This window comes from Streptomyces sp. NPDC044003 (assembly GCF_056435185.1).
The window spans coordinates 647,674-670,273 of record NZ_JBWKFA010000002.1 but is presented as its reverse complement, the minus strand read 5'-3'; the positions used below and the strand labels follow the sequence as shown (position 1 = coordinate 670,273).

At 73.4% G+C, this 22,600-nt stretch carries 21 protein-coding genes; 12 read left to right on the top strand and 9 right to left on the bottom strand.

The features are described from left to right. Positions 1-45: 45 nt before the first annotated feature. The 5 genes from AC07AW_RS09595 (at position 46) to AC07AW_RS09575 (ending at position 5,770) form a co-directional block, all read left to right on the top strand. Positions 46-987 (top strand): DUF4429 domain-containing protein, encoded by a 942-nt coding sequence (locus tag AC07AW_RS09595; protein ID WP_478814878.1) that lies wholly within the window; start codon positions 46-48, stop codon positions 985-987. Between the two features lie 454 nt (positions 988-1,441). Beyond that, positions 1,442-2,755: a sensor histidine kinase gene (locus AC07AW_RS09590; RefSeq protein ID WP_478814877.1), complete on the top strand. Its 1,314-nt coding sequence runs from the start codon at positions 1,442-1,444 to the stop codon at positions 2,753-2,755. Then, a complete protein-coding gene (locus AC07AW_RS09585; protein WP_478814876.1) occupies positions 2,752-3,432 on the top strand; it encodes a response regulator in 681 nt (226 codons plus the stop codon). The genes AC07AW_RS09590 and AC07AW_RS09585 overlap by 4 nt, the downstream gene beginning before the upstream one ends. Before the next feature lie 164 nt (positions 3,433-3,596). After that, a complete protein-coding gene (locus tag AC07AW_RS09580; RefSeq protein WP_478814875.1) occupies positions 3,597-4,577 on the top strand; it encodes an alpha/beta hydrolase in 981 nt (326 codons plus the stop codon). Continuing rightward, a complete protein-coding gene (locus tag AC07AW_RS09575; RefSeq protein ID WP_478814874.1) occupies positions 4,574-5,770 on the top strand; it encodes an acyltransferase family protein in 1,197 nt (398 codons plus the stop codon). Before AC07AW_RS09580 ends, AC07AW_RS09575 begins: the two co-directional genes overlap by 4 nt. A 96-nt stretch (positions 5,771-5,866) precedes the next feature. Here the strand turns inward: AC07AW_RS09575 and AC07AW_RS09570 are convergent, their stop codons facing one another. Next, positions 5,867-6,892: an aldo/keto reductase gene (locus tag AC07AW_RS09570; RefSeq protein WP_478814873.1), complete on the bottom strand. Its 1,026-nt coding sequence runs from the start codon at positions 6,890-6,892 to the stop codon at positions 5,867-5,869. Further along, positions 6,889-7,299, bottom strand: coding sequence for a MerR family transcriptional regulator (locus AC07AW_RS09565; RefSeq protein ID WP_478814872.1), 411 nt, complete (start codon positions 7,297-7,299; stop codon positions 6,889-6,891). Before AC07AW_RS09565 ends, AC07AW_RS09570 begins: the two co-directional genes overlap by 4 nt. 51 nt (positions 7,300-7,350) lie before the next feature. Between AC07AW_RS09565 and AC07AW_RS09560 the strand changes: the two genes are divergently transcribed. Continuing rightward, complete coding sequence (locus AC07AW_RS09560) at positions 7,351-8,181, top strand: serine hydrolase domain-containing protein (protein ID WP_478814871.1); 831 nt, start codon at positions 7,351-7,353, stop codon at positions 8,179-8,181. Positions 8,182-8,197: 16 nt separating this feature from the next. Here the strand turns inward: AC07AW_RS09560 and AC07AW_RS09555 are convergent, their stop codons facing one another. From AC07AW_RS09555 to AC07AW_RS09535, 5 genes are all read right to left on the bottom strand, one after another. After that, a complete protein-coding gene (locus tag AC07AW_RS09555; RefSeq protein WP_478814870.1) occupies positions 8,198-8,863 on the bottom strand; it encodes a hypothetical protein in 666 nt (221 codons plus the stop codon). After that, positions 8,860-10,353: an ATP-binding protein gene (locus AC07AW_RS09550; protein WP_478814869.1), complete on the bottom strand. Its 1,494-nt coding sequence runs from the start codon at positions 10,351-10,353 to the stop codon at positions 8,860-8,862. The genes AC07AW_RS09555 and AC07AW_RS09550 overlap by 4 nt, the downstream gene beginning before the upstream one ends. 8 nt (positions 10,354-10,361) lie before the next feature. Next, a complete protein-coding gene (locus tag AC07AW_RS09545) occupies positions 10,362-11,045 on the bottom strand; it encodes a response regulator (protein ID WP_478814868.1) in 684 nt (227 codons plus the stop codon). 62 nt (positions 11,046-11,107) lie between these two features. After that, positions 11,108-12,718 carry a murein biosynthesis integral membrane protein MurJ gene (gene murJ, locus AC07AW_RS09540; protein WP_478814867.1) on the bottom strand — a complete coding sequence of 537 codons (1,611 nt, stop codon included), beginning with the start codon at positions 12,716-12,718 and terminating at the stop codon, positions 11,108-11,110. Further along, positions 12,715-13,902 (bottom strand): lipid II:glycine glycyltransferase FemX, encoded by a 1,188-nt coding sequence (locus tag AC07AW_RS09535; RefSeq protein ID WP_478814866.1) that lies wholly within the window; start codon positions 13,900-13,902, stop codon positions 12,715-12,717. Before AC07AW_RS09535 ends, murJ begins: the two co-directional genes overlap by 4 nt. 209 nt (positions 13,903-14,111) lie before the next feature. Between AC07AW_RS09535 and AC07AW_RS09530 the strand changes: the two genes are divergently transcribed. Continuing rightward, positions 14,112-15,284: a L,D-transpeptidase family protein gene (locus AC07AW_RS09530; RefSeq protein ID WP_478814865.1), complete on the top strand. Its 1,173-nt coding sequence runs from the start codon at positions 14,112-14,114 to the stop codon at positions 15,282-15,284. A gap of 24 nt (positions 15,285-15,308) precedes the next feature. Here AC07AW_RS09530 and AC07AW_RS09525 read toward each other — a convergent pair whose 3' ends face one another. Then, positions 15,309-15,962 (bottom strand): pirin family protein, encoded by a 654-nt coding sequence (locus AC07AW_RS09525; protein WP_478814864.1) that lies wholly within the window; start codon positions 15,960-15,962, stop codon positions 15,309-15,311. Between the two features lie 58 nt (positions 15,963-16,020). On the opposite strand from AC07AW_RS09525, the gene fasR reads away from it, so the two are divergent. The 5 genes from fasR to fabF all read left to right on the top strand — a co-directional run bounded on the left by fasR (position 16,021) and on the right by fabF (position 20,908). Next, the gene (fasR, locus tag AC07AW_RS09520; RefSeq protein ID WP_478814863.1) at positions 16,021-17,202 is read left to right on the top strand and encodes a fatty acid biosynthesis transcriptional regulator FasR; all 1,182 of its coding nucleotides are present in this window, start codon (positions 16,021-16,023) and stop codon (positions 17,200-17,202) included. Positions 17,203-17,291: 89 nt separating this feature from the next. Then, positions 17,292-18,209 (top strand): ACP S-malonyltransferase, encoded by a 918-nt coding sequence (locus tag AC07AW_RS09515; protein ID WP_478814862.1) that lies wholly within the window; start codon positions 17,292-17,294, stop codon positions 18,207-18,209. Between the two features lie 18 nt (positions 18,210-18,227). After that, positions 18,228-19,259, top strand: coding sequence for a beta-ketoacyl-ACP synthase 3 (locus AC07AW_RS09510; RefSeq protein WP_478814861.1), 1,032 nt, complete (start codon positions 18,228-18,230; stop codon positions 19,257-19,259). Between the two features lie 58 nt (positions 19,260-19,317). After that, positions 19,318-19,566: an acyl carrier protein gene (locus AC07AW_RS09505; protein WP_478814860.1), complete on the top strand. Its 249-nt coding sequence runs from the start codon at positions 19,318-19,320 to the stop codon at positions 19,564-19,566. A 79-nt stretch (positions 19,567-19,645) separates the two neighbouring features. Next, positions 19,646-20,908 carry a beta-ketoacyl-ACP synthase II gene (gene fabF, locus AC07AW_RS09500; RefSeq protein ID WP_392152476.1) on the top strand — a complete coding sequence of 421 codons (1,263 nt, stop codon included), beginning with the start codon at positions 19,646-19,648 and terminating at the stop codon, positions 20,906-20,908. Positions 20,909-21,043: 135 nt separating this feature from the next. Here the strand turns inward: fabF and AC07AW_RS09495 are convergent, their stop codons facing one another. Further along, entirely contained in the window at positions 21,044-22,555 is a 1,512-nt protein-coding gene (locus tag AC07AW_RS09495; protein ID WP_478814859.1) for an outer membrane protein assembly factor BamB family protein, read from the bottom strand. Between the last annotated feature and the right edge of the window lie 45 nt (positions 22,556-22,600).

Here is a 22,600-nt window from a genome sequence, read left to right as displayed (position 1 = left end):
TTCACAGGGGCGACGCGAGGGCACACGCCGCTTACGATGAGGCGTATGGGTGATGTGCTGGCCGGAATTCATGCCACCTGGGAGCTCGAGAGCGACGCACTCGTCATCCGCTTCGATCGGGGGATCCGCACGCCGAAGCTGTTCTCCGCGCTGCGCGAGAGACGCGTACCGCACGAGGCGCTGGCGTCTGTGACGCTCACGCCCGGCAAGCGGGGCACCGTCGTGCTGCACGCCGTGCCGAGGCCGGGCGCCGATCCGCTGATGGAGGCGGCCGCGGGACAGCTCAAGGAAGGCAGCGATCCGTACCGCCTGGTCCTCCCGGCGGAGCGCGAGACGCTCGCCGAGCAGTACCGGGACGAGCTGCGGGCGCTCCTCGCGTCGCACCCGGGGGCCGCGGGGGCCGCCGGGTACGAGGCGTACGACGCGGGCGGGGACGTCGGGGGCGTCGCGCCCGCCGAGCGGTTCCTGGTGGCGCCGCCGCCGGGGCCGCAATCCTTCAAGGCGTACGACGGGAAGGCCAGCTTCGACGGAACCTCGGAGGTCGCGTTCCGCTGGTCCTGGACGGGGGCGTCCACGGAGAAGTGGAAGTCCGGCGATCAGGTCTTTCCCGTACGGGACCTCTGCGGGGTCGAATGGCGCTCGCCGGACGGCGTCGACGGGTACCTGCGGCTGGTGCCGCGGGGCGGCGGGCCCCGGGCCGACCGGCCCGACCAGGACCCGGCGTGCGTCGTCTTCGGCCGCTACGGGCCGGTGTACGAGTCCCTGACCTTCGCGGCCTCCGTCCTCGCGGCGATCCGGGGCAAGGACCGGACGCCCGTGCCCGTGCCCGTGCCCGTCGCGGCGTCGGCCGGGGGGCGGGACGGGGAGGCTCGGGATCCGGGGGCGGTGGCTGAAAGGATTCGGCACTTGGGGGAGCTGCATCAGGCGGGGCTGGTTACGGATGCGGAGTTCTCGGCGAAGAAGGCGGAACTCCTGGCGGAGCTCTGAGGGGGCGCGCCTTGCCCTGCGCCCGCGCCTTGCCCTGTGCCCGCGCCTGGGCTGGGCGGTGCCCACCGCCCACCCGCCGTGTGGGCAGGTGTCCCGCAGGGCGGGACGGGTGGGCACACGGGACGGCGCCCTCTAGCGGCGCCTCCGCGTTCCGAGCCTGACCCGCACCACGTTGTGCGCCGTACCTGCGGTGCGGGTTCAGGCGCGAAAGCCTCTGGCGCCGGCAGGGCGCGGGTCCGTTGTGCCCACCCGTTCCGCCCCAGCGGAACGATTGCCCACAACGGGGTGGGTACCGCCCCGGCGGAACGCATGCCCACAACGGGGGTGGGTGGGTACCGCCCCGGCGGAGCGACTGCGCCCGCAACGGGGGTGGGGGTCATACCCCGGTATCACCCCCCGGTCCAGTCTCCGGTATGACGTCCGGGGGTGGGGGCTTGCCTACTCTGGGCTCGTCATGGTTACCGCATCGCGGCCCGAGCCGCCCGCCGCCCGCCCGTCCGCCACACGTCTGCGTGAGATGTTCCAGGGGCTCGGGGCCGCGCTCACCACCCCGACCACGCCGGGGGCTCCGCTTCTCGCGGGTGCCTCGGGGCGGTGGGTGCGGCTGCTGCCCTACGTCGTCGCCCTCGCGTTCAGCGCCGCGCTCCTCCCCTCCACCATCCTGCTCCTCGTCAACGACTACGGCGTCAACGGCGCCCTCGCCGGCGCCCTCGGCACCGCCCAGGCCGCGCCGCTGCTCCTCGCCGTCACCCGCCCCCTCCAGGCCTGGTGGATCGTCTTCGCCGCCGATGTGCTGGGCGCGCTCGTGCTGCTCGGCTCGGACGGTCCCCAGGCGGAGATGTGGCCATGGACCCCGCCGGTCGTCATCGGCTACTGCGCCCTCATGGTCGCGCTCGGACTGCGCGAGTCCCGCCGGGCGCTGTTCGGGGTGTGGCTGGCCACCGGCGTCGCCGGTTTCGTCCTGGAGGCCTTCCGGCCCGCCGGGCTCACCAGCCTCCACGTCCTTCTGCTCGTCCTGAGCGGCGTGCTGCTGCTCCTCACCTCGGCGGTCCGTGCCCGCGGCGACGCGCAGCGGCGGCTCGCCGAGCAGGAGACCATCAGCGAGGCCGAACGGGCCCGCCGCACGCTCCTGGAGGAGCGGGCCAGGATCGCGCGCGAGCTGCACGACGTCGTCGCCCATCACATGTCCGTGATCACCGTGCAGGCGGACTCGGCCCCGTACCGCATCCCCGAACTCCCGGAGGCCGCCCGCGAGGAGTTCACCTCGATCGCGGCGAGCGCCCGGGAGTCGCTGGCCGAGATGCGGCGGCTGCTCTCCGTGCTGCGCAGTGACGGCAGCGAGGGCGAGCGGGCCCCGCAGCCGGGCCTCGACCGGGTCCAGCAGCTCGTCGAGGCGACCGTACGCGCGGGCGTGCCGGCGGAGCTGCGGCTCGCCGCCGATCTCGGGGACGTGCCGCAGGCGGTGGACCTGTCCGCGTACCGGATCGTGCAGGAGGCCCTCGCCAACGTCGTACGGCACGCGCCCGGGGCCTCGACCCGTGTGTCGGTGCGGGCCGACGAGGGCTGGCTGACCATCCTCGTCGTCAACGGGCCGCCCCTGGAGGAGCGTTCGTCCGTCGAGCGCGGCGCCCCCGGCACCGGGCACGGGCTCGTCGGCATGCGGGAACGCGTACGGTTGACCGGCGGCTCCCTGGACACCGGGCCGCTTCCGGACGGCGGCTTCCGGGTCGCGGCCCGGCTTCCCCTGCGTACGAAGGACACCGAGTGACCATCCGCGTGATCATCGTCGACGACCAGGCCATGGTGCGGGCCGGTTTCGCCGCACTGCTCGCCGCGCAGCCCGACATCGACGTGGTCGGCGAGGCGCCGGACGGGCGGCAGGGCGTGGAGGTGGCGCGTTCGACGCACCCGGACGTGGTCCTGATGGACGTGCGGATGCCGGAGCTGGACGGGCTCGCGGCCGCCCGGGAGATCCTGCACCCGCCGGCCGGGGTCACGCACCGGCCGAAGGTGCTGATGCTGACCACCTTCGACGTCGACGACTACGTGTACGAGGCGCTGCGCGCGGGCGCGTCCGGCTTCCTCCTCAAGGACGCGCCGCCGGCCGATCTCATCGCGGCGGTACGGGTGGTGGCGGCGGGCGAGGCGCTCCTCGCCCCGTCCGTGACCCGCCGCCTCATCGCCGACTTCGCGGCCTCGCGCCCGGCGCCCCGCCGGGACACCACGGCGCTGCGCCTGAACGGGCTCACCCCGCGCGAGACGGAGGTCCTGGAGCTGATCGCCCGGGGCCTGTCCAACCAGGAGATCGCGGACAGCCTGGTCCTCGCCGAGCAGACGGTGAAGACCCACATCGGCCGGGTCCTCGCCAAGCTGGACCTGCGCGACCGGGCGCAGGCGGTGGTCTTCGCGTACGAGTCGGGCCTGGTGACCCCCGGGGCGAGCTGACGCCGAGCGCCCGGGGGAAAACCCCACCCCCACCCTCGGGTTGGCTGCTCCTCCACCCCCTACCCCGGTATCAGACGGGAGTTGGCTCCCGGGTGTGACGTGCCGTCACCCCTCGTCTTCCTACCTTCCTCTCGCCAACGACAAGAGCGAGGGAGGGCGGGCCGATGCGCCGCTTCACGAGGACCCTGATCACCGCGGCCGTGGTGACCGGCGTGATCGCCGGAACGGCCGGCTGGGCGTCCGGGAACACCCAGGAGGCCGTGACCGGGGCCCCCGCCGGAACGGCGGCGTGGCGGGCCGAGGGGCTGCCGGACCCGGAGCGGATGGGCCCGGCCGAGGTCGCGCGGTTCTTCGCGGGGCTGAGTCCCGTACGGCAGCGGGAGCTGGCCCGCACGCACCCGACGGTCGTCGGGAACCTCGACGGGGCGCCCCTGGAGCTGCGGTACGAGGCCAACGCCCGCTCCACGCACGGGGAGTTCGCCGGGGCTCGGGTCCTCGCCCACGATCCGCGCGGCCGGGGGCAGGTGGCCCTGGTCTACGGGGACCTGGCGCGGGCCGAGCACGTGGCCGTGATCGTGCCCGGCTCCGACATCGACGCGGAGCACGTCGAGCCGCTCGCGGACATGGCGGCCGAGCTGCGCCGGGCGACCGGCGGCCGTACGGCGGTCGTCGCCTGGGCCGGGTACACCACGCCCGTCGGCGTCGGGCTCGACGCGGCCACCGGGCGGCTCGCGGAGGCCGGGGCGGAGCGTCTGACCCGGTTCACGGACGGCCTGGCGACCGTGGGGGCGGCCGAGCCGTCCGTCTTCTGCCACAGCTACGGCTCCGTGGTCTGCGGGCTCGCCGCCCACCGGCTGAAGGCCAAGGACCTGGTGGTCTTCGGCTCCCCCGGGATGCGCGCCGAGAACGTCTCCGAGCTCGGCACCTCGGCCCGCGTCTGGGCGGCGAAGGATCCCACCGACTGGATCGACCGGGTCCCGAACGTCGAGTTCGCGGGCCTCGGGCACGGCGCCGACCCCACCGACCCGGCCTTCGGGGCCCGCCGGATCCCGGCCGAGGACGCCGCCGGGCACGGCGGCTACTTCGCGCCCGGCACCGCTTCCCTCCGCGCGTTCGCCGCGATCGCCGAGGGGGACGTCCGATGAAGACGCTCGTCGCGAAGATCGAGTCCTCCACGCCCGCCCACCGCGACCGAGCGATCGACGGGCTGCGCGCCCTCGCGCTGCTCGCCGTGCCGACCGGGCACTGGCTGCTCGGCGGTTTCACGCTCTCCTCCGACGGCGCCCTCCACAACGCGAGCCCGCTCGGCACCTTCGCCGGCCTCGCCCCGGTGAGCTGGGTCCTCCAGATGCTGGGGATCTTCTTCCTGGTCGGTGGCTACGCCTCCGTCCTGTCGTACCGGCGCCGCAAGGGCTCCACGCGCGCGTGGCTGGGCGGCCGGCTCGCCCGGCTCGGGCGTCCGGTGCTCGGGGTCACCGCCGTGTGGGCGGCGCTGCTCCCGGTCCTTCACTTCGGTCTCGGGGTGCCCGTGGACACGCTGCGGACGGCGTCCACGCTGGTGATCCAGCCGCTCTGGTTCGTCGGGGTGTACACGGTGGTCACCGCGCTGACCCCGCTGTGCGTGCGGGCGGCCCGCCGTCTCGGGGTGTGGGCCGCGGCGCCGCTGCTCGGCTCGGTCGCCGTCGTCGACTTCCTGCGGTACGGGCCGTACGCCGACGCCGTGCCGTCCTGGCTGAGCCTGCTGAACATCCTGCCCGGCTGGCTCTTCGCGTATCAGCTCGGCGTCTCGTGGGGCGAGGGCCGGGTCACCCGGCGCCACGCGTGGGGGCTGCTGCTCGGCGGCGCCGCGCTCTTCGCCGCCCTGCTCCTCGCCTTCGGCTACCCCGCGTCGATGGTCGGCGTGCCCGGTGAGGCCCGCACCAACTCGCACCCGCCGTCGCTGCTCGTCCTCGCCCTCGCCGCCGCGCAGAGCGGCGCGGCGATCCTGCTCCGGGACCGGCTCGGCCGGCTCCTGAAGCGGCCCGCGCTGTGGGCGCCGGTCGTCGTGGTCAACCTGTCCGCGATGACGATCCTGTGCTGGCACCAGACGGCGATGCTCACCGCCGCGATCCCCGCCTCGTACGCCGGGGAGGTCGCCGGTCTGGTCGGCGGGCCGGACTCGGTCGGCTGGATCCTCGCCCGGCTCGCCTGGATGCCGGTCTTCGCCGGTCTCCTGGTCCTGATCGGCCGGTACGCGCGCGTCTTCGAGTCCCCGTGGGCCAAGACCGGCCCGGCCCGCCGCACCCTGGCGGGTGTCCTCGCGGCGGGCTTCGCGGTCTTCGCCCTGGGGCTGGCCTAGGGGGGTGTCGCGAAAGTCCCGTGCGGTGCCCGCGGTGTCCGGTGCGTGCCGGGCGCCGCGGGTGCTGTGCGGGACGTGCGCAACACCCCCTGGATGTCAGGCCTCCCGGGCCGCCGACGTGGAGCTCATGTCCGGGTAGCGGTCGCCGGCCACCAGGCCCGCGATCGGCTCGAGCTCGGCGAGTTCGGCGGTGGTCAGGGTGATCCGGGTGGCGGCCGCGTTCTCCAGGAGGCGGGAGCGCTTGCGGGTGCCGGGGATGGGGACGACCGTGAGGCCGTGCACGGCGGCGCGCTGCTGGACCCAGGCGAGGGCGATCTGCGCCGGGGTCGCGCCGTGGGCGGCGGCGATCTTCCGGACCGGGTCGAGGAGGGCGGCGTTCCGCTCGGCGTTGTCGCCGGTGAACCGGGGCTGGTACTGGCGGAAGTCACCGCCCGACAGCTCCTTGGCGGCGTCCGCGAACGCGCCGGTCAGGAAGCCCCGGCCGAGCGGCGAGTACGGCACGAACGTCACGCCGAGCTCGGCGGCGGCGCCGACGGCGCTGCGCTCCACGTCCCGGGAGAAGAGCGACCACTCCGACTGCAGGGCGGCGATCGGGTGCACCGCGTGGGCCTCGCGCAGCTCGGGCCCGGTGACCTCGCTCAGGCCGAGGAAGCGGACCTTGCCCTCCTGGACGAGCTCGGCCATCGCGCCGACGGACTCCGCGAAGGGGATCTCCGGGTCGCGGCGGTGCATGTAGTAGAGGTCGATGGTCTCGATGCCGAGGCGGCGCAGGCTGTCCTCCGCGGCCTTCTTGATGTACGCCGGGTCGTTGCGGATCCCGCGGTAGGTGGGGTCGTCGGCCCGGCGCTCTATGGCGAACTTGGTGGCGAGGGTGACCTCGTCGCGGTGGGCGGCGAGGAACGGGGCGAGGAACTCCTCGTTGGCGCCGCTGCCGTAGATGTCGGCGGTGTCGATCAGGGTGACGCCGGCCTCCAGGGCCGCGTCGAGGGTGTCGCGGGCGGCGGCCTCGTCGGTGTCGCCGTAGAACTCGCTGATGCCCATGGCACCGAAGCCCTGGACGCCGATCTCCGGTCCGTCCTGGCCGCCGAGACGTACGGTGTCGATCTTGGTCACGCTGGTCATGAAGGTGCTCCTCCGCATGCGGTCCCGTAATGGCTGATCTTGATGTCGAGCACGGCGAGCGTGTCCTGGAGTTCGGTGATCCTGGTGAGGACGTCGCGCCGGGTGGCCTCCAGGAGCTCCCGTCGCGCGTCCCGGGTGTGGTCGCCCTCGCGCACCAGCTCGGCGTACCTGACCATGTCGGCGACCGGCATTCCGGTCAGCCGCAGCTTGCCGACGAAGGCCAGCCAGCCGAGGTCCTGCTCGGTGAAGCGGCGCTGTCCGGTGTGCGAACGGTCGACGTGCGGCATGAGGCCGATCCGCTCGTACCAGCGCAGGGTGTGCGCGGTGAGCCCGGTCAGCGCGGCCACCTCGCTGATCGTGTAGCGGTCCTTCCCCGTAAGCCCGGTCGTGCTCTCGATCACGCTCATGGGTCCACGCTAAAACGTTGGAGTGCACTCGAAGCAAGTAGGCTCGGCCCCATGCAGAGCAGCGTGCCGAGCCTGGCGTCGATCGAGAACTGGCCCGTCCCCACCGCGGCGGCCGCCGTGGTCCGCGCGGACGGCACCCTGGCCGGGTCCCACGGCCCCACCGGGCAGCGCTTCCCGCTCGCCTCCGTCACCAAGCCGCTCGCGGCGTACGCCGTCCTCGTCGCGTACGAGGAGGGGGCGATCGACCTCGACGAGCCGGCCGGGCCCGAGGGTGCGACCGTCCGCCACCTCCTCGCCCACACCTCGGGGCTCGCGTTCGACGAGAACCGGGTGATGGCCGCGCCCGGCGCCCGCCGGATCTACTCCAACACCGGTTTCGAGGCGCTCGGCGACCACGTCGCCAAGGCCACCGACATCCCCTTCGCCGAGTATCTGCACCAGGCGGTCCTGGAGCCCCTCGGGATGACCTCCACGACCCTGGAGGGTTCGCCCGCCAAGGACGGCGTGTCGACCGTGGACGACCTCGTGCGGTTCGCCGCCGAGGTGCAGGCGCCGCGGCTGCTCGACGCGCGGACCGTCCTGGACGCGATGACCGTCACGTACCCCGGTCTGACCGGCATCCTGCCCGGCTACGGGCACCAGAAGCCGAACGACTGGGGGCTCGGCTTCGAGATCCGTGACGGCAAGTCCCCGCACTGGACGGGCGCGAGCTCCTCGCCGCGCACCTTCGGGCACTTCGGGCAGTCGGGCACCTTCCTGTGGATCGACCCGGACGCGCGGGCCGCGTGCGTGGCCCTCACCGACCGGCCCTTCGGGGCGTGGGCGGTCGAGGCCTGGCCGCCGTTCACGGACGCGGTGCTCGCGGACCTGCGGGCGCGCTGACCCCCAGGAGCACCCCCTAGGTCTCGCAGCGGGTCGTCGGGAGCGTGCCGTCGAGGCCCACGACGCTCACGTCGGCCATGCCCCCGTCGTCCTCCGCGTACGCGGCCGTGCAGACCAGCTGCTGGACGGCCGCCTCCGACAGGTCCAGGACGGGGAACGGCGACCGGAGCCGGACGATCCGGCGGCCCTCCGGGTTCAGGCCTTTGATCTGCTCGGCGTGCGGCGCTTCCCTGGACACGGGGAGACCCGTGGTCAGGCCCGCCACGGTGTCGGCGTCGGCCGGGCCGGCGACGAGCGCGGCGAGCACCTTGTCGGTGGCGACCCCCGTGCCGTGCTCTTCGTGCGACTGCCCGGTGCCCAGTCCCTGGGCCTTCCGGTCCTGGGCCCACTCGGAGCCGCCCGAGGCGAACGTCGGATCGGGGATCGACGGCCCGACCTCGCGGACCACCGGGACCGGCCGGCCGTCCGGTCCGAGGAAGTAGAGCACCATGCGGAACTCGGGCGCCGGGCTGACGGCGACGGTCGCGGCGCCGCCCGCCTCCACGACGTCGCTCTCCTGGATGCCGCAGGCGGCGAGCGACACCATGGCGAGCAGGGCCACGGCGGCGGCCCTCCGACGCCTCACCGCCACGGCGGCGGCCGTCCCACGCCCCACCGCCACGGCGGCCGGCCGGCGCCTCACCGCGGCATCCGTACGGTGAAGACCGCCCCGCCCGCCGGGTGGTTGGCGGCGCGGACGGTGCCGCCGTGCAGCCGGACGTTCTCCAGGGTGATCGCCAGGCCCAGACCGCTGCCCGCCGAACGGGTCCTGGCCTGGTCCGCCTTGTAGAAGCGGTCGAAGACGTGCGGCAGGACGTCCGGGTGGATGCCCGGCCCCCGGTCGGCGACCTCGGTCACCAGCTCGTCCCCCTCCGCGTACAGCCTGACCGTCACCGGCGCGGCCCCGTGCCGCAGGGCGTTGCCGACGAGGTTGGCGACGACGACGTCGAACCGGCGCGGGTCGAGCCGGGCCCTGATGCCCTCCTCAAGGTACGGGACGACCTGCGCCGGATCGGTCCAGTGCCGGTGCTGGAGGGTCTTGCGGACGCAGTCGGCGGCGTCGACCTCGTCGGTGTGCAGCTCGGCGGCGCGCGCGTCGAAGCGGGAGATCTCCATCAGGTCCTCGACGAGCACGGCGAGTTTCCCGGTCTCGGCGCTGATCAGCCGGACGGCGCGGGCGGTGTCGCTGTCGAGGCTCCCGGCGTCCTCGTCGAGGACCTCGGTGACCGCGAGCATGCCGGCGAGCGGGGTGCGCAGCTCGTGCGAGACGTCGGAGGCGAAGCGGCGGGCGCGGGCCTCGGCGTTGCGGAGTTCCGCGACGGAACGTTCCAGCTCGGCGGCGGACTCGTTGAACGTGCGGGCGAGATCGGCGAGTTCGTCGCTGCCCTTGGCGTGGATGCGGGTGTCGAGCCGTCCCCGGCCCATGCTGTGGGCCGCGTGCCGCAGTTCCCGTACGGGGCGGAGCACGCCGCGGGAGGCGATGAGCGCGGGGACGAGGGCCACGGCCAGGGCCGGCAGGGCGCCGTCGCGGGCGGCACTGACCATGGCCTCGATGTTCGCCTCCTCGTCGTCGAGTTCCATCACGGCGTAGAAGACGAGGCCGGTGGGCTGGGCGGTCCCCTGGGTCGCGTGCGTGCGGAAGACGGCGGGGACGGCGATGGTCAGGTACGGGGTGCCGTTCTTCACGACCCGCTGGAAGCTGCCGTGCGGGGTTCCGGGCCGGGCCTGGGCGCGGGCGCGCAGCGCGGGGGTGATGACGGAGGAGGTGGGGCGGTTGGTGGAGGAGACGCGGACGCTGCCGTACTCGGCGTAGACGCGCCAGGGGCGGGGTTTGCCCTGACGGGCGATGCCGAGGACCAGCGACTGCAGCTGGTCGGTGTTGACGGGCAGGCTGATGACGATCGGGTCGACCTGGTCGCGCAGGGCGGAGACGGCGGTGTCCTGGGTCTGCTCCAGGATGGCGTTGCGGGCGGCGCGGTAGGTGAGCGCGGCGGTGGTGCCGCAGCCGACGGCCGCGACGAGGAGGAAGGCGAGGACGAGGCGGGTACGGAGGCCGAAGGGGTACGGACGGGGGCGCCGGGCGCGGCGCCGGGCCCGTCCTGCCTGCGGCTCCGTGTCCGGCTCCGGGGTCACGCAGGCCTTCACAGCGGACCGAAGCGGTAGCCGAAGCCCCGCAGGGTCTGGATGTACCGGGGTTCGCCCGGGGTGTCCTCGATCTTGTTGCGCAGCCGACGGACACAGGCGTCCACCAGCCGGGCGTCGCCGTGGTAGCTGTGCTCCCAGACGTGTTCGAGGAGCTGCTGCCGGCTGAAGACCTGCTCGGGGGCGGCCGTGAGGTGCAGCAGCAGCTTCAGCTCGGAGGGGGCGAGGGCGACGCGCTCGCCCGCCTTGGCGACGGTCAGGCCGGACCGGTCGATGGCGAGCTCCCCGTGGAACTCGACGGCGGAGCGGCCGGAGCCCGGCTCCTCGATGCGCCGCAGCACGGCCCGTATCCGGGCCTCGATGACCTCGGTACGGGCGGGCTTGACGATGTAGTCGTCGGCCCCGGCCTCCAGGCCCACGACGACGTCGAAGTCGTCGCCCCGCGCGGTGAGCATGATGATCGGGAGCTGGCTGCTCTCCCGGACCTGACGACAGACCTGGACGCCGTTCATGCCGGGCAGCATCAGGTCCAGGAGCAGCAGGTCGGGCCGGAACTCCCCGAGCGCGGCGAGCCCCGCCTCGCCGGTGGGGGCGGTCCGGACGTCGTGCCCGCGGCGGCGGAGACCCAGCTCGACGCCCTCGCGGACGGAGGGGTCGTCTTCTATGAGGAGCACGCGGGGCATGTGTGGAGTATCCCAAGGTCGGTGCGGGCGCCCGCACGGGGCGGGGCGTCGGGTTCGGCGGGTCAGGTCCGGCGGAGGCGGTTCGCGGTCGAGGCGAGGAGGGCCTGGAGCTCGGTGAGGCGGAGGGGGCGGGAGAGGAGGGCGAAGGTCGTCAGGATCGTCGCCGCTCCCGCGAGGCCCGCCACCACCGGCCCCGCGACTCCCGCCGTGTCGGCGACGAACAGGCCGTATCCCGCCGCGGGGACGGCCGCCACGAGCAGCCGGGCCAGCGCGGGGACCGCCCCGCCCGGCGCCCCGCCGAGCCGCCGGCGGAGCACGTACGCCGTGGCCGCCCAGCCCGCCCACAGCGCCAGCGAGTACGCCGCCGCCATGCCCGTGACGGCCCAACGGGTCGGGAGGTAGTGGTACGCGGCCAGGGAGAGGCCCGCGTTCAGGGCGGCGATGACCAGGTTCAGGAAGAACGGGGTGCGGGTGTCCCGCAGGGCGTAGAAGGCCCGGGTGCACACGTACTGGCCGGAGAGGGCGACCAGGCCCGGCGCGAAGGCCATCAGGGTCCAGGACATCGCGCGCACGTCGTCGCCGCCGGTCGCCCCGTACCCGAAGACCAGCGTCATCAGCGGGACGGCGAGGGCGAGGAGCGCGCAGGCCGCCGGGACCACCGCCGCCGCGCTGGTCCGCAGGGCGTACGAGACGTCCCGGCGGACGCCCGCGAGGTCGCCCTCGGCGGCCGCGCCGCTCATCCGGGGCAGCAGCGCCGTGACGAGGGAGACGGTGATGATGCCGTGCGGGACGGTCCAGAGGAGGTACGCGTTGTTGTACGCGGCGAGGCCCGCGCCGCCGTCCTGCACCAGGCCGCCCGCCGAGGTCGCGATCCAGGTCGTCACCCAGTACGCGCCCTGGTTCGTGAGGACGAGCAGCACCAGCCAGCCCGCCGAGCGCAGCGGGGCCGCGAGGCCGCTGCCGCGCCAGTCGAGGCGGGGCCGCCAGCGGAAGCCGGCGGCGCGCAGCGAGGGCAGCAGGGCGAGGGCCTGGACGGCGATGCCCGCGGTGGTGCCCCAACCGAGGAGGGCGGTCTCCCCGGGGGTGAGCTCGCCGCCGTCGCTCACCGCCAGGAAGAGGCCGAAGACGGTGACGGCGACCACGTTGTTGAGGACGGGGGTCCACATCATGGCGCCGAACCGGCCCCGGGCGTTGAGGACCTGTCCGAGCAGGGTGAAGAGTCCCAGGAAGAAGATCTGCGGCAGGCACGAGCGCGCGAAGGCGACCGTCATGTCCCGCTGTCCGCCCGCGTAGTCGGTGTACGTGTCGACGATCAGCGGCGCGGCGAGCACGGCGACCGCCGTGAGTGCGGCGAGGGCCAGCACGCAGAGGGTGAGGAGACGGTCGGTGTAGGCGACGCCGCCGTCCTCGTGTTCCTTGGCGGCCTTGACGAGTTCGGGGACGAAGACGGCGTTGAGGGCGCCGCCGAGGAGCAGCATGTAGACGATGGTGGGGACGGAGTTGCCGACCGCGTACCCGTCGGCGACGAGGCCCGCGCCGAGCGCGGCGGCGACGACGGAGGCCCGTACGAAGCCGGTGGCGCGGGAGACGAGCGAGCCGGCGGCCATGAGGGCGCCGCTGCGGAGGGCGGAGGACTTCGGCTCGGGTGGTGCCGCGGTGAGCGTCGCGGTCATCGACGGGCCAGATAGGCCTGGAAGGCGCGGTACAGCGCCCCGTTGGTCGTGCCCTGCATCGGAATCTCCCACTCCCCCAGCGTCTCGACGACCTGCCCGCCCGTGCCGAGCTTCCAGCGAAGGAGCCCGTGGGCGCGGTCGTCCGGATCAAGGGTGGAGGGTACCCCGCGCAGGTCGTAGACGGCGGCGCCGAGCGCGTGGGCGTCGAGCATCATGCGCCACTGGAGGGCGTTGGAGGGCCGGACCTCGCGGCGGTGGTCGGCGGAGGCGCCGGTCTGGTACCAGACGCGGCCGCCGACGGCGAGCATGGTGTGCGCGGCGAGGATCCCGCCCTCGTGGCGGGCGAGGTAGAGCCGCATGCGGCCGGGCTGCTCGGCGTTGAGGACGGCGTACTGGCGCTCGTAGTAGGCGAGGGAGCGGCCGAGGCGGAAGCCGTCGCGTTCCTCGGTGATGCGCAGGAGCCGGTAGAACTCGGGAAGGTCGGCGGCGGAGCCGACGACGACCTCGACGCCGGACTTCCGGGCCTTGCGGACGTTGCGCCGCCACTCCTGGTTGAGGCCGGTCCACAGGTCGTCGGTGCTCCGGCCGGCGAGCGGGACCTGGAAGACGTGCCGGGGCTGGGCGTCGGCGCCGTCCTCGGAGTCGCCGCCGCACTTGCGCCAGCCGCGGGCGCGCAGGCGCTCGGCGACGGCGGTGCCCAGCGGGTCGACCTCGTCGGCGAGGACGTCGGAGAGCCGGCGGCCGGGCCCGGTGCCGGCCTTGACGGTGGCGGCGTTCCACCGGCGGTAGGCGGGCCCGGGTCCCATGCGGACGGCGAAGGCGCCGAGCGAGCGGAGGTGGCCGAGGAGCGGGCCGAGCCAGCCGTCCAGGTCGGGGTCGGCCCAGTCGGCGACGGGCCCTTCGGGCAGATAGGCGAAGTACTTCCGGGTGCCGGGGAAGGGCCGGAGGAGGACGAGCGCGACGCCGGACAGCTCGGCGCCTTCCCGCCCCCACCCGAGGAGTTGATGACTCCAGCCGTCCTTCACCTGGGCCCAGGAGGGGAGTTGGAGGAAGCTGGGCCCGTCCGCGCCGGAGCGGGAGTCGAGGAACGCGCGGTACGCCTCGGGGGTCACGGGCCCGAGCCTGACCGGTCCTGCGGGGGCGCGGCGGTCGGTGGGTGCGGCCGTCACGAGCAGCGCTGACACAACGGGAGCCTCCTTGTTCCGCCCCTCGGTGGTGGGGCGCACAGCAGACTCACAGCCGAATTCGACGGGTGCGCGCGGCGATTGTGACCGGACGATGACCGTTCCGCCTCAGCCGTCGTCACAGAGGCGTCCGGCGCCCCGGGGCGCTCGGCGGCGGCCTACAGTCCAGGACATCCCACCCTTTCTCCCTCACACCGCGGAGGTCTTCCGTGCTGCCGATACGCACATCCCGTCCCGCCCTGGCGGTCGTCGCGCTGACCGTGTCCCTCACCGCCTGCACGGCCCAGGCGGCGGACGGGGGCCCGTCCGGGACGCGGGTCGGGGCGTCCGAGGCTCCGCCGGCGAAGGTGACGGTCGTGAAGAAGACGGCCGGCAGTCCGGTGACGGTGACGGCGACGGGCGGCACGCTCAGGGCGGTACGGGTCGTCGACGCCGACGGCGGTGTCCTGGAAGGCCGTACGGACGCGGGCGGTTCGAGCTGGGTCTCGGACCGCAAGGCGGTGCCCGGCGCCTCCTACACGGTCGAGGTGACGTCCCGTACGGCCGACGGCAAGGAGTCGACCAGCCGGTCGTCCTTCGCCACCCCGGAGCCCGAGAAGGTCAACAAGCTGACCCTGGCCCCCGGCAAGAACACCACCGTCGGCATCGCCCACCCCCTCTCCATCGTGTTCGACCTGCCGGTGACGCGGAAGGCCGACGTGGAGAAGCAGCTCAAGGTGACCACCTCGAACGGCACCGAGGGTTCCTGGGGCTGGGTCAAGGACTACTCGGGCCGGGACAGGGCGGACTGGCGGCCCCGGGAGTACTGGAAGCCGGGCACGAAGGTCACCCTCGAAGCGGACCTCGACGGCACGGACTCGGGCGGCGGCTGGTTCGTACGGGACTACCGCACCGGCTTCACCGTCGGCGCGGCGCAGGTGGTGAAGGTCGACCTCGACGCGCACCGGCTGACTCTCGAACGGGACGGGCGGGCGGTCCGCACGATCCCCGTCTCCGGCGGCACCCCCGGCGGCGACAAGCGCTCTTGGCGGGGGACGGCCGTGCTGATGGCGAAGGAGGGCACGATCAACATGAACTCGGAGACGGTCGGGCTCGGCGACGCCTACAACAAGGACGTCGACTACTCGATGCGGCTGACGTGGTCGGGGATGTACGCGCACGCGGCGCCCTGGAACGCGGCGTACTTCGGCCGGGCGAACCACAGTTCCGGGTGCATCGGGATGAGCGACGAGAACGCGGCGTCGTTCTATGCGGCGGTGAAGGTGGGCGACCCCTTCGAGATCACCGGTCGCGAGACGAAGGGGACGGTGGCGGAGGGGAACGGGTACGGGGCGTGGAACGTGCCGTGGCCGGAGTGGAAGTCGAAGAGCGCGCTGCACTGACGCGCCTCCCGTGCCCGTGTAGGTCTACGGGGCTCGCATCTGCCAGGTCAGGAGTTCCGTGTCCGTGGTCGCCAAGAGGTCCACCGTCCCCTCCCCGGTCAGCCTCGCCGCGTCCCCCGGGCCCAGTTCCTCGTCGTCCAGCGACACCCCGCCCCGCACCACGTGCACGTACGTGAAGTCCGCCGGCGGCAGTGCGGCGGACTCGGCCGCCTTCATGCGCTCCACCCGCAGGACCGCCCCCGCCGCCGGGACCTCGTACGTGTCGCCGACGCCCCGCACCACCTCGTACGACGGCGAGCCGCCCGGCTGGAGCGGGGCCAGCCACATCTGGACGAAGACCAGGGGGACGGCGGCGTCGTTGCGTTCGACGTGGCGGACGCCGCCCGCCGCGCTGAGGTGCTGGAGGTCGCCGGAGCGGACCACCGAGGTGTGGCCGGCGCTGTCGGCGTGCGTCAGCTCGCCCTCCACCACCCACGTCACGATCTCGGTGTGGGAGTGGGGGTGCTCGTCGAAGCCGGCGCCGGGCGCGAGCCGCTCCTCGTTGCAGGCGAGGAGCGCGCCGAAGCGGAGGTTGTCGGGGTCGTAGTACGGCCCGAAGGACAGGGCGTGCCGGGTCTCGATCCCGGCCGCCGGGTCGCCCCCGGGGTAGCGCTCGCCGGCGCGCTGGATGCGTATCACGGACGTACCGTAGCCCCGACCCCGCACGCCGGCGTCCCGATAAGGCAGTCTTGTCCCCGTGCCTGAACCCGTGAACGCCGCCCATCCGCACGCCGCGACCCTGAAGCGCCTCGAACAGTCGTCCGGGCGGCTCGCCGCCGGCGCCATCGCCCGCATGGACGAGACGCTGCCGTGGTACCGCGCGATGCCGCCCGAGAACCGGTCGTGGATCGGTCTGGTCGCCCAGGCCGGTATCGCCGCGTTCACCGAGTGGTTCCGGCACCCGGAGACCCCGCAGGCCATCTCGACGGACGTCTTCGGCACCGCGCCCCGCGAGCTGACCCGCGCGATCACTCTGCGCCAGACCGTGGAGATGGTCCGGACGACCATCGAGGTCATGGAGTCGGCGATCGAGGAGGTCGCCGCCCCCGGCGACGAGTCCGTGCTCCGCGAGGCGCTCCTCGTCTACGCCCGCGAGATCGCCTTCGCCACCGCCCAGGTGTACGCGCAGGCCGCCGAGGCCCGAGGCGCCTGGGACGCGCGCCTGGAGTCCCTCGTCGTCAACGCGGTGCTCTCGGGCGAGGCCGACGAGGGGGCCGTGTCCCGCGCCGCCGCCCTCGGCTGGAACTCGCCCGACCATGTGTGCGTCGTTCTCGGCACCGCGCCCGACGGGGACAGCGAGCTCACCGTCGAGGCGATCCGCCGGGCGGCCCGGCACGCCAAGCTCCAGGTCCTCACCGGTGTCCTCGGCAACCGGCTCGTCGTCATCGCCGGCGGCAACGACAACCCGCTGGCCGTCGCGAAGGCGCTGATCGGTCCGTACGCGCCCGGGCCCGTCGTCGCCGGGCCCGTCGTGCCCGATCTGCTCGCCGCGACCCGGTCCGCGCAGGCCGCCGCCGCCGGGCTCAAGGCCTGCTCGGCATGGCAGGACGCGCCCCGGCCGGTCCTGGCGGACGATCTCCTCCCGGAGCGCGCCATCGCCTCCGACCCTTCGGCGCGAGAGCAGCTGGTGGAGGAGATCTACAGACCGCTGGAGGAGGCGGGCTCGGCGCTGCTCGAAACTCTCAGTGTCTATCTGGAGCAGGCGAGCAGCCTGGAAGGCGCGGCCCGGATGCTCTTCGTCCACCCGAACACCGTGCGCTACCGGCTCCGACGTGTGACCGACGTCACCGGCTGGTCACCCTCCGATGTTCGCTCCGCGTTCACGCTGCGGATCGCCCTGATCCTGGGACGCTTGGCCGACGGAGATCCGCAGTCCTAGACTTTTGTCGAACACCAACAAATCCCCCGACGGTTCTTCGTCCTTGTCCCCACGGGCGCTCGGAGCCGTCCCCAAGAGAAGGTGTGAGGGTGCTCGTACTCGTCGCTCCCGGCCAAGGCGCCCAGACGCCCGGCTTCCTGACCCCCTGGCTCGAACTCCCCGGCGCCGCCGACCGCCTCGCGGCCTGGTCCGACGCGATCGGGCTCGACCTCGTGCACTACGGCACGAAGGCGGACGCGGACGAGATCCGTGACACCGCCGTGGCACAGCCCCTCCTCGTCGCCGCCGGCCTGCTGTCCGCGGCCGCGCTCGGTGACGTGAAGCCCGGCGTCGTCGCCGGTCACAGCGTCGGTGAGTTCACGGCCGCCGCCTTCGCGGGCGTCCTCGACGACGAGGCCGCGCTGCGCCTCGTCCGTACCCGTGGTCTCGCGATGGCCGAGGCCGCCGCGATCACCGCGACGGGCATGTCGGCGCTGCTCGGTGGCGACCCCGAGGTCACCGTCCCGCACCTGGAGAAGCTCGGCCTGACCCCGGCCAACGTGAACGGCGCGGGCCAGATCGTGGCCGCCGGCACCCTGGAGCAGCTGGCCGCCCTGGAGGCGGACAAGCCCGAGGGCGTCCGCCGGGTCGTCGCGCTCAAGGTCGCCGGCGCGTTCCACACGCACCACATGGCCCCGGCCGTGGCGAAGCTGGAGGAGGCGGCGAAGGAGCTGTCCCCGGCCGCCCCGACCACCCGCTACGTCTCCAACAAGGACGGGCAGGTCGTCGCCGACGGCGCCGAGGTCGTGGCCCGTCTGGTCGGCCAGGTCGCGAACCCGGTCCGCTGGGACCTGTGCATGGAGACCTTCCAGGCGCTCGGCGCGACCGCGCTGATCGAGGTGTGCCCCGGCGGCACCCTGACCGGCATCGCCAAGCGTGCCCTGCCGGGCGTGGCCACGGTCGCCCTCAAGACTCCCGACGACCTCGACGCGGCCCGTACGCTCATCGCCGAGCACGCGGCCGTCTGACAAGGAGTGTCGAGAAACATGTCGAAGATCAAGCCCAGCAAGGGCGCCCCGTACGCACGCATCCTCGGTGTCGGCGGCTACCGTCCGACCCGGGTCGTGCCGAACGAGGTGATCCTCGAGAAGATCGACTCGTCCGACGAGTGGATCCGCTCGCGCTCCGGCATCGCGACCCGCCACTGGGCCTCTCCGGAGGAGACGGTCGCCGCCATGTCCGTGGAGGCCTCGGGCAAGGCCATCGCCGACGCCGGGATCAGCCCCGAGCAGATCGGTGCCGTGATCGTCTCCACGGTCTCGCACTTCAAGCAGACCCCGGCCGTCGCCACCGAGATCGCCGACAAGATCGGCGCCGGCAAGCCGGCCGCGTTCGACATCTCCGCCGGCTGCGCGGGCTTCGGCTACGGCCTGACGCTCGCCAAGGGCATGATCGTCGAGGGTTCGGCGGAGTACGTCCTCGTCATCGGTGTCGAGCGGCTCAGCGACCTGACGGATCTGGAGGACCGCGCGACGGCCTTCCTGTTCGGCGACGGCGCCGGCGCCGTGGTCGTCGGCCCCTCGGACGAGCCGCACATCGGCCCCACCGTGTGGGGTTCGGAGGGCGACAAGTCCGAGACGATCAAGCAGACCGTCCCGTGGAACGAGTTCCACGTCGGCGACGTCTCGAAGCTTCCCCTCAACGAGCAGGGCGAGATCAAGTTCCCGGCCATCACGCAGGAGGGCCAGGCGGTCTTCCGCTGGGCCGTCTTCGAGATGGCGAAGGTCGCCCAGCAGGCGCTGGACGCCGCCGGCATCTCGGCGGACGACCTCGACGTCTTCATCCCGCACCAGGCGAACATGCGGATCATCGACTCGATGGTGAAGACTCTGAAGCTGCCGGAGCACGTCACGGTCGCCCGTGACGTGGAGACCACCGGCAACACCTCGGCCGCCTCGATCCCGCTCGCGATGGAGCGGCTCCTGGCGACCGGGCAGGCGAAGAGCGGCGACACCGCGCTCGTCATCGGCTTCGGGGCGGGTCTCGTCTTCGCCGCGACGGTCGTTACTCTCCCCTAGGCACACCGGATCTTCCGGAAGCCGTTTTCCTCAGTACAACCACAAGAAGGAGCGCCACATGGCCGCCACCGAGAAGGAGATCGTCGAGGGTCTCGCCGAGATCGTCAACGAGATCGCCGGCATCCCCGTCGAGGACGTCCAGCTGGACAAGTCCTTCACCGACGACCTGGACGTCGACTCGCTGTCCATGGTCGAGGTCGTCGTCGCCGCCGAAGAGCGCTTCGACGTCAAGATCCCGGACGACGACGTCAAGAACCTCAAGACCGTTGGCGACGCCGCCAGCTACATCCTGAAGCACCAGGCCTGATTCGGCCCCTGCTGACTCGGTCCGCCACCCGGCGGTGGCGCCGTATTTCGACCATCACACACGTGGAGAAAGAATTCCTGTGAGCTCGACCAATCGCACCGTGGTCGTCACCGGTCTCGGCGCAACCACACCGCTGGGTGGCGACTCCGCATCGACCTGGGAAGGTCTGATCGCGGGACGCTCCGGCGTCAAGCCCCTCGAGGGCGAGCGCTTCGCCGAACTGCCCGTCAAGATCGCGGCGCTCGCCGCGGTCGACCCCGGCGACGTGCTGCCCCGCCCGCTGGCCCGCAAGCTGGACCGCTCGGCGCAGTTCGCGCTGATCGCGGCCCGTGAGGCCTGGGCCGACGCGGGCTACACCGGCCCGGCCGGCGAGGACGAGAAGATCGTGCCCGAGCGGCTCGGTTCCGTCATCGCCTCCGGCATCGGTGGTGTCACCACCCTGCTCGACCAGTACGACGTGCTGAAGGAGAAGGGCGTACGCCGCGTCTCCCCGCACACCGTGCCCATGCTCATGCCGAACAGCCCCTCCGCGAACGTGGGCCTCGAGGTGAACGCCCGGGCGGGCGTCCACACCCCGGTCTCCGCGTGCGCGTCGGGTGCCGAGGCGATCGGCTACGCCGTCGAGATGATCCGTACCGGCCGTGCCGACGTGGTCGTCGCCGGCGGTACCGAGGCGGCGATCCACCCGCTGCCGATCGCCGCCTTCGCCAACATGATGGCGATGTCCAAGAACAACGACGAGCCGACGAAGGCCTCGCGTCCCTACGACACCGGCCGCGACGGCTTCGTGCTCGGCGAGGGCGCCGGTGTCGTGATCCTGGAGTCCGAGGAGCACGCGAAGGCGCGCGGCGCCCGCATCTACTGCGAGGTGCTCGGCCAGGGCCTGTCGGCCGACAGCCACCACATCGCGCAGCCCGAGCCGACCGGCCGGGGCATCGCCGCCGCGATGCAGAACCTGCTCGACTCGACGGACCTCAAGCCGTCCGAGGTCGTCCACCTCAACGCGCACGCCACGTCGACGCCGCAGGGCGACACCGCCGAGATCAAGGCGCTGCGGAAGGTCCTGGGCGACGACCTGGACCACGTCGCGATCTCCGCGACGAAGTCGATGACCGGTCACCTTCTCGGTGGCGCGGGCGGCATCGAGACCGTCGCCACGGTCCTGGCCCTGCACAACCGCCTGGCCCCGCCGACGATCAACGTCGACGAGCTGGACCCCGACATCGACGCGGACATCGTCCGCGACGAGCCCCGCGAGCTGCCGCAGGGCACGATCGCGGCGATCAACAATTCGTTCGGCTTCGGCGGCCACAACGTGGTGCTGGCCTTCCGCACCGTCTGACGCCTGCCTGAACAGCGAGGCCCGCTCCCCAGCACGGGGGCGGGCCTCCGCCGTGCCCGCCGCGTTCCGCACCGTCTGACGCCTGTCTGAACAGTGAGGCCCACCCCCGTTCGGGGGTGGGCCTTCGTCGTGGGGTCAGCGGAGGGCGAAGGCCGCCGGTTCCGCCTGCATCAGGATCTGGTTGAGGACGACGTGGCCGCCGGTGACGGCGTGCAGCTCGGGCCTGATGGAGATCTCCGGCGTCTTGGCCGTGTCGGGCGCGAGGCGCGTGCGGACCGTGCCGGTGGCGCGGTCGAGAACGGTGATGCCCGCGTCGTACCCGAGGACGGCGACGCGGCCGTCCGGCTCCGTCGCGAGGGCCATCGTCTGGTGCTCGCTGCCGTACAGCCACGCCTTCCGGCCGTCCTTCAGGGAGTACGCGACGACCGACGTCGGCACGCTCGAACCTCTCTCCGCGAGGGTGATCAGGAGGTCGCCGAGCACGAGGGGCCTGACGGTGCGGCCGTCGCCCACCTCGCCGGGGGCGGAGAGGACGCCCTCGGGCCCGTTCAGCGGCACGGTCACGGTCGGCGCGCCCTTGTCGTCGAAGCCCAGGAAGGCGTGGGTGCCCCGGGTGTCCTCCTCGTCGACGGCGAGGATCACCGGGGAGACGGAGACGACCGCCGCCGTGGCCTTCGACTCGACGGGCAGGTCGCGGGCCCACCGCCGGGCTCCGGTACGGGTGTCCAGGGCGAGGAGCCGGGCGCCCTTCCCGCACTGCTCGGCGAGGAGCGTACGGGTGGCGTCGGCGTCGACCGCCAGGGTCTCGCACCCCTTGGGCACCGCCCGCTGCCAGCGCTGCTCGCCTGACTCGGTGGAGCGGGCCCGTACGGCTCCGTCCTCGACGCCGACGGCGGTGGTGCCGCCGACGGCGAGGGCACCTTCGACGAGTCCCTTTCCGCCGAGGCTCCGCTTCCACAGGACCTTGCCGTCGGAGGTACGGACGGCGAGCAGCGTCGCGCAGGGCTTGTCGTGCCGGCCGTACGCGACGAGCCCGACGCCCTCCTCGGTGTCCGGGGTCATCGCGCACAGGGCTTCGCGCGTGGGCGCGGGCACGCTCCACCGGACGTGGCCGTCGGAGCCGTCGTACGCGAAGAGTCCGTCGATCCGGCCCTGCGCGACGACGGAGCCGAGACCCCAGGAGCCGACCCCCTCGTCGTACTTCTGGCCGACGCCCGGGACCTTCCACGCGACGGCCGGCTTCGGGGTGCGCGAGGGGGAAGCGGTGGACGGGGGCTTTCCGGGCGCCTTGTCCTCGGCGGTGGTGTCGTCGTCCCCGGCCGTCACCGCCCACACGCCGCCGGCCAGGAGGGCGAGCGCCCAGACCACGGCCGCGGCCACGAGCGAGGACCGGCCCGGCCGCGTGGGCAGCGGGGCCCGCTTCAGGTCCTCCTTGGCAAGGCGCGGAGCCCTGTCCCGTACCTCCTCCGGGACCGGAGGCGTACGGCGGCTCCGCCGCACCGCGAGGAGCGTCGCCCCCAGCGCCCCGCACACGAGGGCGCACACGAGCGCCGCCCAGCCCGTCGGCCAGGCACCGCCGGCGACACCTGCCCCCAGGAAGACCGCCGCCGCGCCGAACGCGGCGCCCGGTATACCGTCACGCGTCACTTCTCTCCCACCCGGCGCGCCCCCTGCGCGCCCGGGCGGAATCTA

Excerpts from the sequence above, each read along its gene's own strand:
- AC07AW_RS09595 (WP_478814878.1), top strand. The coding sequence starts at position 46 with ATGGGTGATGTGCTGGCCGGAATTCATGCCACCTGGGAGCTCGAGAGC.
- AC07AW_RS09590 (WP_478814877.1), top strand. The coding sequence starts at position 1,442 with ATGGTTACCGCATCGCGGCCCGAGCCGCCCGCCGCCCGCCCGTCCGCC.
- AC07AW_RS09580 (WP_478814875.1), top strand. The coding sequence starts at position 3,597 with ATGCGCCGCTTCACGAGGACCCTGATCACCGCGGCCGTGGTGACCGGC.
- AC07AW_RS09575 (WP_478814874.1), top strand. The coding sequence starts at position 4,574 with ATGAAGACGCTCGTCGCGAAGATCGAGTCCTCCACGCCCGCCCACCGC.
- AC07AW_RS09570 (WP_478814873.1), bottom strand. The coding sequence starts at position 6,892 with ATGACCAGCGTGACCAAGATCGACACCGTACGTCTCGGCGGCCAGGAC.
- AC07AW_RS09565 (WP_478814872.1), bottom strand. The coding sequence starts at position 7,299 with ATGAGCGTGATCGAGAGCACGACCGGGCTTACGGGGAAGGACCGCTAC.
- AC07AW_RS09560 (WP_478814871.1), top strand. The coding sequence starts at position 7,351 with ATGCAGAGCAGCGTGCCGAGCCTGGCGTCGATCGAGAACTGGCCCGTC.
- AC07AW_RS09545 (WP_478814868.1), bottom strand. The coding sequence starts at position 11,045 with ATGCCCCGCGTGCTCCTCATAGAAGACGACCCCTCCGTCCGCGAGGGC.
- murJ (WP_478814867.1), bottom strand. The coding sequence starts at position 12,718 with ATGACCGCGACGCTCACCGCGGCACCACCCGAGCCGAAGTCCTCCGCC.
- AC07AW_RS09510 (WP_478814861.1), top strand. The coding sequence starts at position 18,228 with ATGTCGAAGATCAAGCCCAGCAAGGGCGCCCCGTACGCACGCATCCTC.
- AC07AW_RS09505 (WP_478814860.1), top strand. The coding sequence starts at position 19,318 with ATGGCCGCCACCGAGAAGGAGATCGTCGAGGGTCTCGCCGAGATCGTC.